We start from the raw sequence: 14975 nt of genomic DNA on the forward strand, positions 1-14975 counted from the left end.
CGCGCAGTTACCTGGTAGTCCTGAACGCGGGTGACTGGCCAATAGTTGTGTAAGGGTCGCGTCGGTTGAATGTTCGAAAATCTGCTGGGCAAGGTGTTGACGAAGCATCCCGCTGAGCAGGCGCTCTAGGCCAGATGTTTGACTGCAAATCTCATTGAAGCGGGCTTCGATTTCACGGGAGCGGGGGAGCAGATCTTCCAGGACACCATTCTGGAAACCTTTTTCAAGCGCCAATTGCTCAAGCAGATTTCTTGCCGGCTCAGGAAGGCAGATCTGGATTCCGTTCGCTCGTGGCCTGAGCCACTGTTGTTTCTTGCCGGTTGCAGCCCATCCGTTGTAGCGTTTGGGGGGGCGGCGCACAAGCGACCAGTCTTGAGGGTTCAGGCACCAGTCATCTGTGATCTCCTCAGATATCTGAAGAGTCGTGACAGTCCGGATCGAGTGTGCGGTTTTCAATGCCAACCAGCATGCAAGTGCAATAGAGCTGTCTGGATGATCCGGTGTTGTCCAGACAGATTCGATCCATTGATCCAGGACGGCGACCTCTTTTGCATTGGGTCGGTTCCAGGAGTACCTGAGAAATTGCTGATCCTCCACCGTTGATAGAAGGACACCCTGGGATTTCCTTGCTTGGACCGGGGGTGTATCGATCTCATCAAAGTCAACAACTGAAACGACTGACTCTTCACCCGCCTCATCGAAGTTCATGTCGCCGAGCAAATGCCCCTCGGTGCCTTCTTCCGGGTCAATTTCTGGAGCGTGTTGCGGGATCAGCCGGTGGATGCCACTTTGTTGGTGTGTCGTGTTGATGTGCCGCCAGAACAAGCCGGTCTGGCTTTGTGACTCATCCGCAGTACTCAGCGATTCTTTGCCGGAACAGTGGGCCCGAAGTTCAGTCAAGAACTGACGATGCGCCGGTCGCATGCTGGATTTCCCTGTGCGATCTTCCAGTAGGCTGGTGGCGTTGGACTTCAGAACCTGGGTAAGCCCGGACATGGAGTTGGTAGGTCCGCGCAATCTGAGTACCAGCTCCAGCCAGCCCGCGTCACGATCGATTGCAATCCGCAGCTTGTCCGTGACTGTCGACAAATATTTGCCAGCTACACGCCCGTTGTAAACCGACTCGAGGTGTTGGACGAAGCACCAAGCCCGTGCGGATTCCAACCAAGAGGATTCCTCCTCTGATGCTTCAGCGGGTGGGCGGGCGAGCAGTGCGATCACTGGGAGCCGAGCCAGCAACCCGTCGAGCTGGCGATCCGCTGCCTGCTGTTTTGGCATGGGGGGGTGCTGTAGGAAGACCTCTGGCGAGACAGCACACGCGTCCAGCAGCGTTTTGATGTCGTTTAGGTAGGGGCGCTCTGCCGTCCAAGCAGTCAGACAACGAATGACGGTCGGCTGTCGTAGGTAGGCCAGTACTGTGCCGATGTACATCGGATGCTGATCGCAGTGAGCCGCCTCGATGATTTGTATCAGGGGTTGGACAACTCTGTGGCGGTGTGCCCAGGCGATCAATGTGTACAGCCGAGACGGTAGCCCAACGGTCACACTTTCCGGAGCTGCTAGTTCTGCATCAGGTGGATTTTGGTCCTGGTGGTCGATTTCGTATGTGGACATTTGGGGCCGATCGGGCTCATGTTGGTGCCCAGTCTATCCCCAAATAGTGTTAAATTTCAACGATTACTCTATGTTCACGCCGTTTAGCAACGTTAGATACGTTCATAAAGTGCGTAACCTCATAACCGTCTTAAGACCCGCCGCAAGGCGGGTTTTTTGTTTGTAGCCCACTTTTAGCCCATCCGTAGCCCATTTCTAGCCCACCGTAGACAGTGAAGTTTTCCGATGGCTGTTTTCGACCGTTGGGCAGGTGGTGAAGCAATCGCAGATTCGTGACCGTTGGGTAGCTTTTTGTGGGTGAGAGGCTATGGGCTATAGCCCAAGTCCACGGTTGCCGGTCGCGACCAGCTCTTCCGCGGGGTACTGCCGCATGAAGTCCATCGACTTTCCCGCTGGCGCGTTCAACCAGTCGTCGTATTGATCCTCGGCCAGGATCACCACCATCCGCTTCTCGTCCTGCGGCTTGTGGAACTGGTTGAACAGGCGGTGCTCATCTGCATTGATGGTCAGCATGGTTTCTTATTGGCAGTAAGCGTTATTCGGGTGGAGAACCCGGTGGGGCGGCCCGCCAAGTGAGCAGCGCGACGCCCGCAAGCGGGCGTCGAATTTGAAGAGGTGCACAGCCGCTTGGGGTCGGGCGCGCCAGTTCACGCAACGCCGTTGGCCACCGGCAGTACAAGCGACAACGGATCGTCGTCCGGCAGCTGGCCGTCACTGACCGGACGCTCAGAACCGTCGCCTGGCCTGCGCCGATCGGCCAGGAGGGAACAACGGGGGTGCGAGCCCGAGCGGCTGTTGAAGGCTGGGTCTGGACATTCGATGGTGGCGTCTGGGCGTTCGTGATCGGGGCCAACCGGTCATTCGCCAAAAGAAGATTCAAACGATCGCTCTATGACCCTCAAGGGTCGCTCGACTGGTGTTGCATCGGATTCGCTTGGCATTCATCTTGCATCACGCCTTGTATCCAAGATGGGATGAATCAAAATGGTGCAAGACCTGAACCAGTCCACTCTCTGGCTTTTCCAGCCGCCCACGCCAGTTCAGGCAACGGAAGTTGGGCCGTTGTGCGGTCTGAAATTCGCGGTCAAAGACAATATCGACGTGGCCGGCTGGCCCACCACCGCCGCCTGTCCTGCGTTTGCCTACACCGCCCACGCCCATGCCACAGTGGTGCAAAAGCTGCTCGACGCTGGTGCATCGCTGCACGGCAAGACCAATCTGGATCAGTTCGCCTGCGGACTGAACGGCACTCGCTCGCCCTATGGCGCCGTGCCCAACGCGATCAACCCCCTGTATGTGTCCGGCGGCTCCAGCTCGGGATCGGCCTATGTGGTCGCCACCGGCCAGGTTGACTTCGCGCTCGGCACCGACACCGCAGGCTCGGGCCGCGTGCCGGCCGGCCTGAACAACATCGTGGGCCTGAAACCCTCGCGCGGACTCATCAGCGCCCAGGGCGTGGTGCCCGCCGCGCAGGCGGTGGACTGCGTGTCCATCTTCGCCACAACGGTGGCCCGCGCCGCGCAGGTGCTGGCTGTGGCGCTGGGGTACGACGCGGAGGATCCTTACTCGCGCACCGTGCTACTGGCCAGCACGCCCTTCGGCGCGCGCTTTCGCTTTGGCATACCGGCCTCACTGGAGTTCTTTGGCGATGAGGCCGCGCGCGCAGCATTTGACGAGGCGATCCAGCGACTGAAGGACCTCGGCGGCGAGGCCGTTCCCATCGACTTCAGCGTGTTCTCGGCCTGCGCCGACATGCTCTACGGCAGCGCCCTGGTGGCCCAGCGCTACGAGGCCATCCGCGAGTTCTTCGATGCCCACGAGGCCGAGGTGATGGAGCCGGTGCGCAGCATCATTGGCGCCGGCCGCCCCTACTGCGCGGCCGACCTGGTCGCGGCGCAGACCCGCCTGGCGGCGCTGGCCCAGCAGGCCGCACCGCTGTGGCGCGGCATCGACCTGATGGTGGTGCCGACCGCGCCCACGCACCACACCATCGAACGCATGCGGGCCGACCCGGTGGCGTTGAACCGGCAGCTTGGTGCCTACACCAACTTCGTCAACCTGTTGGACTACGCCGCGCTGTCGGTGCCCAGCAGCTTTCGCTCCGACGGCCTGCCGTTCGGCATCACGCTGATCGGCCGTTGCGGCAGCGACTGGCAGCTCGCCGAACTGGGCCAGCGCTACCACCACGCCACCGGCCTGACCCAGGGTGCCACCGGCCTGCCTTTGCCCGAGCCCCAACCCATCGCGGGCCTGACCCTCGCCTCTCCGCCGCGCGTGCAAGTGGCCGTGGTCGGGGCCCACCTCTCCGGCATGCCGCTCAACGGTCAGCTCACCGAACGCGGCGCGACCCTGATCAGCCGCACCCACACCGCGCCCGTCTACCGCCTTTACGCGCTGCCCGACACCACGCCGCCCAAACCCGGCCTGCTGCGCGTGGCGCCGGGGGAGGGCGGGCGCATCGAGATCGAGGTCTGGGAGATGCCGCTCTCCGAATACGGCAGCTTTGTCGCACTGGTGCCCGCGCCCCTGTCCATCGGCAGCCTGCAGGTGGCCGACGGCAGCAGCGTGCAGGGCTTTCTTTGCGAGCCGCTGGCGCTGCAGGGCGCGGCCGACATCACCCACCTGGGCGGCTGGCGCGCCTACCTGGCCTCCACCGCGCCGGCCCGCCTGGCCTTCCCCTGAACCCCACCCAACCACCGGTCATCTTTCAACCCGCAGGAGTCTTCCGATGAAACACCAACCCGCCGCCCCCACCGCCTCGCCCCAGCGCCGCCAGCTGCTGCAACTCGGTGCCGCTGGCGCCGCCCTGGGCCTGCTGGGTGCGCCCGCCGTGTTGCGCGCGCAGACCGGCCCCAAGATCCGCATCGGCTACTGGCCGATTGCCGCCGGCCTGCCGTTCTATTCGGCCATTGAACTCGGCTACTTCAAGGAAGCCGGGCTGGACGTGGAGCCGCTCAAGTTCGCGGGTGCCCAGCAGGTGATGGAGGCCGTGCTCTCGGGCCGCGCCGACGGCACCGCCAACGGCACGGGTTCGGCCAACATCGCCATCGGCGAGATCGCCCAGCCCGGCACCTTCAAGATCTTCTGCTCCAACCCGAGCAACGTGAAGAACGTGCTCGACGAGGTGATCGTGCCCGCGGCCAGCCCGGCCAAGGTGATGGCCGACCTCAAGGGCAAGCGCATCGGCTCGGGCCCCGGCATCCAGAACGTGACCCTGGCCAAGACCGTGCTGGAGCGCGGCGGCGCGACCGGTGCCACCGTGGTCGAGCTGCCCATCGGCCAGCACGTGGCCGCGCTCGCGGCGGGCCAGATCGACGGTGCCTACACGCTCGAACCCACGGGCACCATCGGCCGCATGAACGGCACCACCAAGGTGCTCGAAGCCGGCGTGATCGCGAAGTACGTGCTGGGCGACCCGATGGCACCGTGGTTTGGCGGCTCGGCCTCGCTGTCCTCGGAGTTCATCCAGAAGAACCCGGAGGCCGCGAAGAAATTCGTCGCCGCCTACGGCAAGGGCGTGGCTTATGTGCGCAGCAAGTCGGTGGAGGCGCGCCAGTACCTCAAGGGCTACACCGCCATCGAAGGCGCGCTCACCGGCGAAGTGCCGCTGGCCGCTTACACCATGTACAACGAGTTCACGCCAGCCGACGTGGCGCACTTCCAGAAGTTCTTCGACCTGTTCGCTGAGAAGGGGATCTTCTCCAAGCGGCTGATGGTCGACTCCATGCTCTACAAGGGTTGAGCGCGATGGAAGCGACCAAGCCCTGGAGTCCGCCGGCCTCGGCCGGCGCGCCCACGCCACCGAAGAAGGCCGACTGGGGCAAGGCCCTGCCGTTCGTGGGCCCGGTGGTGCTGTTCATCATCTGGGACCTGGTGGTGCGGCTGGGCTTCATCAAGCCCATCCTGCTGCCGCCGCCCATCGACGCGCTGGGCGCGCTGATCGGTGGCCTGGCCGGTGGCCCGCTGATGACGGACTTCCTGGTCACGGTGTGGCGCACGGTGCAGGCCTTCCTGATCGCTGCCGTGCTCGGCATGCCGCTGGGCGTGCTGCTGGGCAGCAACGAGAAGGCCTACGGCAGCGTGGAGTTCCTGATCGACTTCTTCCGCTCCACTCCTTCGTCGGCGCTGATCCCGCTGTTCCTCATGATCTTCGGCGTGAGCGACATCAACAAGGTCGCCATCGCCGCTTTCGGCGCGCTGCTGATCGTGGTGTTCAACAGTGCCTACGGCGTCATCAACGCGCGCAAGCAGCGCGTGATGGCGGCCAAGGTGATGGGCGCCACGCGCTGGCAGGTGTTCAAGGACGTGCTGATCTGGGAAAGCCTGCAGCCCAGTTTCGTCGGCCTGCGCTCGGCCGTGTCCATGGCGCTGGTGATCGTGATCGTGGCCGAGATGTTCATCGGTGCCGACAGCGGGCTGGGCAACCGCATCATCAACTCGCAGCAGGTGATGAACGTGAAGGACATGTACGCGTCCATCCTCGCGGCTGGTGCGCTGGGGTATGCGCTGAACGTGTTGTTCCTTCTCATCGAACGAAAGATCGTTCACTGGAGCGGCCGATGACCACTGTTCTGAATGCCCCCGTGTTCGCCGACGTGCCAGTGCCCGAATTCAGGCCCGGGCCGGCGGGCACGCACATCACCATCCGCGGCCTCACCAAGTACTTCGCCGGCTGGCCGCTGTACGAGAACTTCGACCTGGACATTCCGAAGCACAAGATCGTTTCGGTGTTCGGCCCCAACGGCTGCGGCAAGAGCACGCTGATCAACATGATCGCGGGGCTCATCCCCATCGACAGCGGCGAGATCCTGTTCGACGGCAAATCGCTCAAGGACACCAAGATCGGCTACGTGTTCCAGAACTACCGCGAGGCGATGTTCCCGTGGATGCGCACCATCGACAACATCGCTTACCCGCTCAAGCTCGAAGGCAAGAGCAAGGCCGAGGTGGACCGCCGCATGGCCGAGCTGGTGGCCTCGTTCGACGTGAAGTTCGACCTCAACCGCTACCCCTATGAGCTCTCGGGCGGACAGCAGCAGACGGCGTCGATCATGCGCGCGCTGGCGCCCAACCCGGAGGTGCTGTTCCTCGACGAACCCTTCTCGGCGCTGGACTTCGAGATGACGCTGTTCATCCGCGAAAAGCTGCAGGAGGTCTTCATGCAGACCGGCACCACCATGATGCTGGTCTCGCACGATCTGGAAGAGGCCGTGTACCTGGCCGACCAGGTGCTGCTGCTGACCAAGCGGCCGACGAAAGTGGCCGAGATCCTGCCCTACGACGACCCGCGCCCGCGCACCACGGCCACGCTGTCCGAACCCAGCTTCGTCAGCGCCAAGAAGCGCAGCCTGGAGATTTTTCAGCGCGAGGTGCGGCGATGACCGACGAGCAGACCCTGGCCTATGTGAAGGCCGTCGCCGTGGTGGTGGGCCTGCCGCTGGACGAGGCGCAGATCGCGCGCGTGGCGGTGCACCTGCAGCGCACGGCCGGTCTCGCGGCCACGCTGGAAGACATCCCGCTGACCCCGCACGACGAGCCGGCCGAGCTGTTCTGCCCGGCGCCTTTTGACTCGCCCCGTTGAGCCGCGCCATGCCCACGCTTTCACTTTCTCAAACCGTGCAGGCCATCGCCAGCGGCGAGCGCAGCGCCGCCGAGGTGCTGGAGGCCTGCATCTCCCGCATCGAGGCCACGGAGGACCGTATCAACGCCTTCACCGGCACGCGCTTCGACGCCGCCCGTGCCCAGGCGGCGCAGGTGGACGCCCGGCGCGCGCGCGGCGAAGCCCTGGGGCCGCTGGCCGGTGTGCCGTTCGCGGTGAAGAACCTGTTCGACATCGCCGGCGAGGTGACGCTGGCCGGATCCAAGGTGAACCGGTCCCGCCCGCCCGCGACCGACGACGCGGTGCTGGTGCAGCGCCTGCAGGCCGCGGGCGCGGTGCTGGTGGGCTCGCTCAACATGGACGAGTTCGCCTACGGCTTCACCACCGAAAACACCCACTACGGCCCGACGCGCAACCCGCACAACCTGGACTGCACGGCCGGCGGGTCTTCGGGCGGTTCGGGCGCGGCGGTGGCCGCGGGCCAGGTGCCGCTGACGCTGGGGTCGGACACCAACGGCTCGATCCGCGTGCCTTCGTCGTTCTGCGGCATCTGGGGCCTCAAGCCCACCTTCGGGCGGCTCTCGCGGCGCGGCAGCTTCCCCTTCGTGCACAGCATCGACCACCTCGGCCCCTTCGCCGACGACCTGCCGGGCCTGGCCCTGGCCTACGACGCGCTGCAGGGCCCCGACCCGCTGGACCCGGGCTGCTTCGCGACCGCGTTGGAGCCCACCACCGGCTCGCTTGCCCAGGGCGTGGAGGGCCTGCGCATGGGCGTGCTCGGGGGCTACTTCGAAGCGATGGCCACGCCCGCGGCGCGCGAAGCAGTGGCCCTGGCGGCCGACGCGCTGGGCGCTCACACCGCCGTGCAACGCGGTGTCGAATGGCCCGACGCCGCCGCTGCGCGTGCCGCGGCCTTCATCGTCACCGCCAGCGAAGGCGGGCAGCTGCACATGGACAGCCTGCGCACGCGGGCGGAAGACCACGAGCCGCTGTCGGTGGACCGCCTCATCGCGGGTGCGCTGCAACCGGCGGCTTGGTACGTGCGCGCCCAGCGCTTCCGCCGCCGCTACCGCGACCAGGTCAATGCCCTGTTCCGCGACTGGGACGTGCTGATCGCGCCCGCCACGCCGTTGGCCGCGCCGGCCATCGGCAGCGAGTGGGTCTACATCAACGGCCAGCGCCTGCCGTGTCGGCCCTCCATCGGGCTGCTCACGCAACCGGTGTCGTTCTCCGGCTGCCCGGTGGTGACAGCGCCCCTGTGGCCCGGCGGTACCGGCGGCCTGCCGATTGGCGTGCAACTGATTGCCGCGCCCTGGCGCGAAGACCTGGCGCTGCGCGCCGGCTGGGCGCTGGCGCAGTCGGGCGTGGCCCAAGTGAAGGAGATCTCCCTGTGATCATCAATGAGCCTGATGTGTTGGCCGAAGTGACGGCCGTCTTCGAGCGCTACGAAACCGCCCTGGTGGGCAACGACGTGGCCGTGCTCGACGAGCTGTTCTGGAACAGCCCGCACACGCTGCGCTATGGCGCCACCGAAAACCTGTACGGCTACGACGCCATCCGCGAATTCCGCGCTGGCCGTCCCTCGGCCGGGCTGGCGCGCACGCTGGGCAAGACCGTCATCACCACCTACGGCCGCGACTTCGCCACCGCCAACACCGAGTTCTTCCGCGCCGGCAGCGACCGCACCGGTCGCCAGAGCCAGACCTGGATGCGCACGCCCGAGGGCTGGCGCGTGGTGTCTGCCCACGTGAGCCTGCTGGCCTGACTTTTTTGTTCCTCACCCACTCCCACCACCCCACCAGGAGCCTTTCCATGAGCCACTTCATCTCCAATCGCCGCGATTCGATCAAGACCCTGGCCGCGCTCGGCGCGGCGGCCAGCAGCCCCTTTGCCTTCGCACAGAAGCCCATCACCGTGGGCGTGATCTACGTGGGCCCGCGCGACGACTACGGCTACAACCAGGCCCAGGCCGAAGCCGCGGCCATGCTCAAGAAGATGCCGGGTGTGAAGGTGGTGGAGGAGGAGAACGTGCCCGAGACCGCGGCCGTGCAGCGCACCATGACCGGCATGATCGCGCAGGACGGGGCGAGCCTGGTCTTCCCTACGTCCTTCGGCTACTTCGACCCGCACATGCTGGCGGTGGCCGCCAAGTACCCCGATGTGCGCTTCGCCCACTGCGGCGGCATGTGGACCGAAGGCAAGCACCCGAAGAACACGGCCAGCTTCTTCGGCTACATCGACGAGTGCCAGTACCTCAACGGTGTCATCGCCGGGCACATGAGCAAGAGCAAGAAGATCGGCTTCATCGCCGCCAAGCCGATTCCTCAGGTGCTGCGCAACATCAACGCCTTCACCATGGGCGCGCGCTCGGTCGACCCGAAGATCACCTGCAGCGTGATCTTCACCGGCGACTGGTCGATGCCGGTCAAGGAGGCCGAGGCCACCAACAGCCTGGCCGACCAGGGCGTGGACGTGTTCACCATGCACGTGGACGGTCCCAAGGTGATCGTGGAGACCGCGGCCAAGCGGGGCAAGATGGTCTGCGGCTACCACGCCAGCCAGGCCAAGCTCGCGCCCCAGGCCTACCTCACGGGCGCCGAGTGGAACTGGCTGACCGCCTACACCACCTTCATCGAGGCGGCGCGCAGCGGCAAGCCGCACCCCAACTTCGTGCGCGGCGGGCTGAAGGACGGCTTCGTGAAGATGTCGGCCTACGGCCCCGCGGTCACCGACGCGGCCAAAAAGCAGGCCGACGGCGTGAAGGCGCAGATGATGGCCGGCAGCTTCGACATCTTCAAGGGCCCGCTCAAGGACAACAAGGGCGCCACCATCATCCCGGCCGGCAAGGCGTTCAAGCAGACCGACCTGGAGCTGGAGAAGATGAACTACTTGGTCGAAGGCGTGATCGGCTCCGTCTGAAGGCTCCGTGGCCATGCGCAACGTTCTCCTTCCCGTCGGCGCCATCGCCGTGGCCCTGCTGTTGTTCGGCTTCATCGTCTCGTTTGCGGGGGTGAGCCCGGTCGAGGTCTGGGTGCTGCTGTTCAAGGGGGCATTCGGCGACTGGTACTCGTGGCAGAACACGCTGCAGCGTGCCGCGCCGCTGATGTTGGCCGCGTTGTGCGTGGCGATTCCGGCGCGCGCCGGCCTGGTGGTGATCGGCGGCGAGGGCGCGCTGGTGCTGGGCGGCCTGGCCTGCGCGGCGCTGGCGCACGCGGTGCCGCTGCCGTCCAGTCTGCCGGGCACGGTGGCGATCTGCATGGCCGGGGCGCTGGCCGGCGGGCTGTGGGTGGCGCTCGCGGGCTGGCTGCGCCAGTACCGCGGCATCAACGAGACCATCAGCAGCCTGCTGCTGGCCTACGTGGCCATCGGCCTGTTCAAGCACCTCGTGGAAGGACCGCTGCGCGACCCGGCCAGCCTGAACAAACCGTCCACGCCCGCGCTCGACGAGGGGCTGCTGATCGGCACCATCGCCGGCTCCGACGTGCACTGGGGCCTGGTGATCGGGGTGGTGGTGTGCGTGGTGGCGGGGCTGTGGCTGCGCCTGACACCTTCGGGTTTTGCGGTGCGGGTGGTTGGCGGCAACCCGCGAGCGGCGCAGCTGGTTGGTCTGCCCGCCACGCGGCTGGTGGTGCTGGCCTGCGCGCTCGGCGGCGCGGCCGCCGGGCTGGCCGGGGCCATTGAAGTGGCCGCCGTGCACACCAGCGCCAACGCCGCGCTGATCGCGGGTTACGGCTACGCCGGCATCCTGGTCTCGTTCATGGCGCGGCACCACCCGCTGGCGGTGATCCCGGTGGCCATCCTGTTCGGTGGTTTCGGTGCCGCCGGCAGCCTGCTGCAGCGCCGCCTGGGCCTGCCTGATGCGTCGGTGTTGTTGCTGCAGGGCATCGCCTTCGTGCTGATCCTGGCCAGCGAAGCGCTGCGCGACACCGACTGGAAGGCCTGGTTCGCGAAGCTCACCCGTGTCCCGTCGGATGGGCCGGCGCCACAAGGAGAGAAGGCATGACCGCGGATCAACTGATCATCTTCCTCTCCGGCATTGTCGGCGGCGCGTTGCGTGTGGGCGTGCCCTTTCTGTTCGTGAGCCTGGGCGAGTGCCTGACCGAGAAGTCGGGTCGCATCAACCTGGGCCTCGAAGGCGTGCTGGTGCTCTCGGCCATGACGGCCTTCGGTGCCTCGTACCTCAGCGGATCGCCCTGGCTGGGCGTGCTGGCCGGGGCTGTGGCCGGTGCGCTGCTGGCCACGCTGCACGGCCTGCTGTGTTCGCTGCCGCGCGTCAACGACGTCGCCACCGGCATCGCGCTCATGCTGCTCGGCATGGGCCTGGCCTTTTATCTGGGCAAGCCGCTGATCCAGCCGCAGGCGCCACAGCTGCCTGCACTGTCGTTGGGCGGCTGGAGCGACTCGCCCGCGGTGCGCTCGGCGTTGGAGGTCAACGCCTTGTTGCCGCTCGGTATGCTCATGGCCGTCCTGTTGTGGTGGGCGTTTGCGAACACGCGCCTGGGCCTGCTGGTGCGCCTGGCGGGTGATTCCGCCAATGCCACGCGCGCGCTGGGCTACTCGGTCTCGGGCATCCGCATCGCCGCCACCGCGGCGGGCGGCTTTATCGCCGGGCTGGGGGGCGCCTCGCTCACGCTGTTCTACCCCGGCAGCTGGAACGAGGGCATCTCCAGCGGCCAGGGCCTGATCGCCGTGGCGCTGGTGATCTTCGCGCGCTGGAGCCCGCTGCGCTGTGTGGGTTCGGCGTTGCTGTTCGGTGGCGCGGGGGCCATCGGCCCGGCGCTGCAGTCGGTCGGCATCGGCTGGGGCTACCACCTCTTCAACATCGTTCCGTACGTGCTCACGCTGCTGATTTTGGTCATCACCTGCCGCCCCGGTGTGGTGGTGCCGGGCAGCCCGGGCGAGCTGTCTTCAACACGCTAGGAGAAACACCATGAGCGGACTCGGCGGTCTCAACAAATCGAAGCACGGCGTGGTCGTGGGCCTGGTGCAGCTGCAGCTGCCGGTGGTGGAAACGCCCGCGCAACTGGCGGCGCAGACGCAGCGCATCTGCGAACTGGTGGGCAAGGCGCGGCGCAACCAGGGCACCATGGACCTGGTGGTGTTCCCCGAGTACGCGTTGCACGGCCTCTCGATGAGCACGGCGCCCGAGCTCATGGTGTCGCTGGACGGCCCGGAGGTCGCGGCCTTCAAACAGGCCTGCGTGGACCACCGCATCTGGGGCTGCTTCTCCATCATGGAGGCCAACCCCGGCGGCAACCCCTACAACAGCGGCCTCATCATCGACGACACCGGCACCATCCGGCTCTACTACCGCAAGCTGCACCCCTGGGTGCCGGTGGAACCCTGGGAACCCGGCAACCTGGGCGTGCCGGTGTGCGATGGGCCCAACGGCAGCAAGCTCTCGCTCATCATCTGCCACGACGGCATGTTCCCCGAGATGGCGCGCGAGGCGGCCTACAAGGGCGCGGAGATCATCCTGCGCACCGCCGGCTACACCGCGCCCATCCGCCACGCCTGGAAGATCACCAACCAGTCCAACGCCTTCCAGAACCTGGCCATCACCGCCAGCGTCTGCCTGTGCGGCAGCGACGGCACGTTCGACTCCATGGGCGAGGGCATGTTCTGCAGCTTCGATGGCACCGTGATCGCCGAGGGCGGCGGGCGGGTGGACGAGATCATCACCGCCGAACTGCGGCCCGACCTGGTGCGCGAGGCGCGCCAGGGCTGGGGCGTGGAAAACAACATCTACCAGCTCTACCACCGGGGTTATGTGGCGGTGAAGGGCGGGGCGCAGGACTGCCCCTACACCTACATGCACGACATGGCTGCCGGCACCTACCAGCTGCCCTGGAGGGTGGACGTGACCGACGGCACGCCTTGCGGGTTCGATGCCCCGACGCGCCAGTACAAAGGTCCCGAGGCCCATCCCCTGGTGCCCGACGCCGCCGTGCTGCCCTTCAAGAAAGTCGCCTGAACCATGGAACGCTTCATCGACGCCAACCCCTACGCCTGGCCCTACAACGGCGACCTGCGGCCCGAGAACACGGCGCTGATCGTGATCGACATGCAGACCGACTTCTGCGGCATCGGTGGCTATGTGGACCAGATGGGCTACGACATCTCGCTCACGCGCGCGCCCATCGCGCCGCTGCAGACGCTGATGGCCGCCATGCGCGGGGCCGGCTACACGGTCATGCACACCCGCGAAGGCCACCGGCCCGACCTCTCGGACCTGCCGGCCAACAAACGCTGGCGCTCGCGCCAGATTGGCACCAACGGCGTGGGCATCGGCGACGACGGGCCCTGCGGGCGCATCCTGGTGCGCGGCGAGCCGGGCTGGGAGATCATTCCTGAACTCGCGCCGCTGCCGGGCGAGGTGGTGATCGACAAGCCGGGCAAAGGGTCGTTCTACGCCACCGACCTCGAACTGCTGCTGCGCACGCGCGGCATCAGCAACCTCCTGCTCGCCGGCATCACCACCGACGTCTGCGTGCACACCACCATGCGCGACGCCAACGACCGGGGCTTCGAGTGCCTGCTGCTGTCGGACTGCACCGCCGCCACCGACCGCGGCAACCACGAGGCCGCGCTGAAGATGATCACCATGCAGGGCGGGGTGTTCGGCGCGCACGCTCCTTCAACCGCTGTACTGGACGCTTTGACATGAACGACAACGCCCCCATCGGCGGTCTGCCGCCCGGCACCGGTGCGCTGGCACTGGACACCTACGACATGGGCATGCGCTTCGGCAGTTTCCAGGCGCTGCAGGGCGTGAACATGAAGGTCGCGCCGGGCACGGTGCACGCCCTGCTGGGTGAAAACGGCGCCGGCAAGAGCACGCTGGTGAAGTGCGTGGCGGGCTTCCAGCGGCCCACCAGCGGCAGCATCCTGATCGACGGGCGCGAACAGTCCATTCCCAACCCGGTGGTGGCGCGCGCGCTGGGCATCGGCATGGTCTACCAGCACTTCACGCTGGCGCCGGGCATGACGGTGGCCGAGAACCTGCTGCTGGCCGGTGGCCAGACGCCGGGCGTCATCGACTGGAAGCGCCAGCGCGTCGACCTGGCGCAGTTCCTCAAGACCACGCCGTTCCAGCTCGACCTGGACGCGCGCCCGCAGGAGCTGGCAGCCGGGGAAAAGCAGAAGCTGGAACTGCTCAAGCAGCTCTACCTGAAGCCGCGCCTGCTGATCCTGGACGAGCCCACCTCGGTGCTCACGCCGCAGGAGGCCGACGAGGTGCTGGGCCATGTGCGCGAATTCGCGCGCAGCGGGCAGTGCACGGTGCTGATCATCACGCACAAGTTCCGCGAGGTGATGGCCTACGCCGACGACGTGACTGTGCTGCGCCGCGGTCAGGCGGTGCACCACTGCGCCGTGGCGGACACCACGCCGGCGCTGCTGGCGCAGGCCATGGTGGGTGGCGCGGCGGAGGGCGCGGAACCCACCGCGGTCGCCGCCGCTGCGGTCCAGGACGAGGCCCCGGCCGGCGCAGAGGTGTCGCTGGCGGTTGATGGCCTGCGGGTGATGGGCGACCGCGGCACGCTGGCCGTGCAGGACCTGAGCCTGGCCGTGGCCCGCGGAGAAATCCTGGGCGTGGCCGGCGTGTCGGGCAACGGCCAGCGCGAGCTGGTGGAGGCCCTGGTGGGGCAGCGGCCGCGCTCGGCCGGCACGGTGGCGGTGCAGGGCCAGCCCTACGCCGCCCGGCGCGAGGAGAACCACCGCCTGAAGGTGCTCAGCCTGCCCGAAGAGCCGCTGCGCAACG

15 protein-coding genes are annotated in these 14975 nt (G+C 66.6%); 13 read left to right on the top strand and 2 right to left on the bottom strand.

All coding sequences use genetic code 11. The features are described 5' to 3' along the window. Both PHQ87_RS08380 and PHQ87_RS08385 read right to left on the bottom strand, forming a co-directional pair. Positions 1 to 1614, bottom strand: a 1614-nt coding sequence (locus tag PHQ87_RS08380; protein ID WP_300232977.1) for a hypothetical protein, incomplete at its 3' end; no start/stop codon positions are given. 312 nt (positions 1615 to 1926) lie between these two features. Then, a complete protein-coding gene (locus PHQ87_RS08385; protein WP_300232979.1) occupies positions 1927 to 2127 on the bottom strand; it encodes a hypothetical protein in 201 nt (66 codons plus the stop codon). 471 nt (positions 2128 to 2598) lie between these two features. On the opposite strand from PHQ87_RS08385, the gene atzF reads away from it, so the two are divergent. From atzF to PHQ87_RS08450, 13 genes are all read left to right on the top strand, one after another. After that, positions 2599 to 4296, top strand: coding sequence for an allophanate hydrolase (gene atzF, locus PHQ87_RS08390; protein WP_300232980.1), 1698 nt, complete (start codon positions 2599 to 2601; stop codon positions 4294 to 4296). Between the two features lie 46 nt (positions 4297 to 4342). Continuing rightward, the gene (locus tag PHQ87_RS08395) at positions 4343 to 5356 is read left to right on the top strand and encodes an ABC transporter substrate-binding protein (RefSeq protein WP_300232982.1); all 1014 of its coding nucleotides are present in this window, start codon (positions 4343 to 4345) and stop codon (positions 5354 to 5356) included. A 5-nt stretch (positions 5357 to 5361) separates the two neighbouring features. Beyond that, positions 5362 to 6177 (top strand): ABC transporter permease, encoded by an 816-nt coding sequence (locus PHQ87_RS08400; protein ID WP_300232983.1) that lies wholly within the window; start codon positions 5362 to 5364, stop codon positions 6175 to 6177. Then, positions 6174 to 6995, top strand: coding sequence for an ABC transporter ATP-binding protein (locus PHQ87_RS08405; protein WP_300232984.1), 822 nt, complete (start codon positions 6174 to 6176; stop codon positions 6993 to 6995). The genes PHQ87_RS08400 and PHQ87_RS08405 overlap by 4 nt, the downstream gene beginning before the upstream one ends. After that, a complete protein-coding gene (locus tag PHQ87_RS08410) occupies positions 6992 to 7195 on the top strand; it encodes a DUF4089 domain-containing protein (RefSeq protein WP_300232986.1) in 204 nt (67 codons plus the stop codon). Before PHQ87_RS08405 ends, PHQ87_RS08410 begins: the two co-directional genes overlap by 4 nt. An 8-nt stretch (positions 7196 to 7203) precedes the next feature. Then, positions 7204 to 8607, top strand: coding sequence for an AtzE family amidohydrolase (locus PHQ87_RS08415; protein WP_300232988.1), 1404 nt, complete (start codon positions 7204 to 7206; stop codon positions 8605 to 8607). Further along, on the top strand, positions 8604 to 8978 hold the full coding sequence (gene hpxZ, locus PHQ87_RS08420) for an oxalurate catabolism protein HpxZ (RefSeq protein WP_300232990.1): 375 nt from the start codon (positions 8604 to 8606) through the stop codon (positions 8976 to 8978). Before PHQ87_RS08415 ends, hpxZ begins: the two co-directional genes overlap by 4 nt. Positions 8979 to 9025: 47 nt before the next feature. Next, on the top strand, positions 9026 to 10132 hold the full coding sequence (locus PHQ87_RS08425) for a BMP family ABC transporter substrate-binding protein (protein ID WP_300232992.1): 1107 nt from the start codon (positions 9026 to 9028) through the stop codon (positions 10130 to 10132). Positions 10133 to 10145: 13 nt separating this feature from the next. Beyond that, positions 10146 to 11216, top strand: coding sequence for an ABC transporter permease (locus tag PHQ87_RS08430; protein WP_300232994.1), 1071 nt, complete (start codon positions 10146 to 10148; stop codon positions 11214 to 11216). Then, on the top strand, positions 11213 to 12133 hold the full coding sequence (locus tag PHQ87_RS08435) for an ABC transporter permease (protein ID WP_300232996.1): 921 nt from the start codon (positions 11213 to 11215) through the stop codon (positions 12131 to 12133). Before PHQ87_RS08430 ends, PHQ87_RS08435 begins: the two co-directional genes overlap by 4 nt. A 10-nt stretch (positions 12134 to 12143) precedes the next feature. Next, the gene (locus PHQ87_RS08440) at positions 12144 to 13187 is read left to right on the top strand and encodes a formamidase (RefSeq protein ID WP_300232997.1); all 1044 of its coding nucleotides are present in this window, start codon (positions 12144 to 12146) and stop codon (positions 13185 to 13187) included. 3 nt (positions 13188 to 13190) lie between these two features. After that, positions 13191 to 13880, top strand: coding sequence for an isochorismatase family cysteine hydrolase (locus tag PHQ87_RS08445; RefSeq protein WP_300232999.1), 690 nt, complete (start codon positions 13191 to 13193; stop codon positions 13878 to 13880). Further along, positions 13877 to 14975, top strand: a 1099-nt coding sequence (locus tag PHQ87_RS08450) for an ATP-binding cassette domain-containing protein (protein WP_300233001.1), incomplete at its 3' end; no start/stop codon positions are given. The genes PHQ87_RS08445 and PHQ87_RS08450, both read left to right, overlap by 4 nt.

Source organism: Hydrogenophaga sp. (assembly GCF_028698005.1).
In the GTDB taxonomy this organism is placed as follows: domain Bacteria; phylum Pseudomonadota; class Gammaproteobacteria; order Burkholderiales; family Burkholderiaceae_C; genus Hydrogenophaga.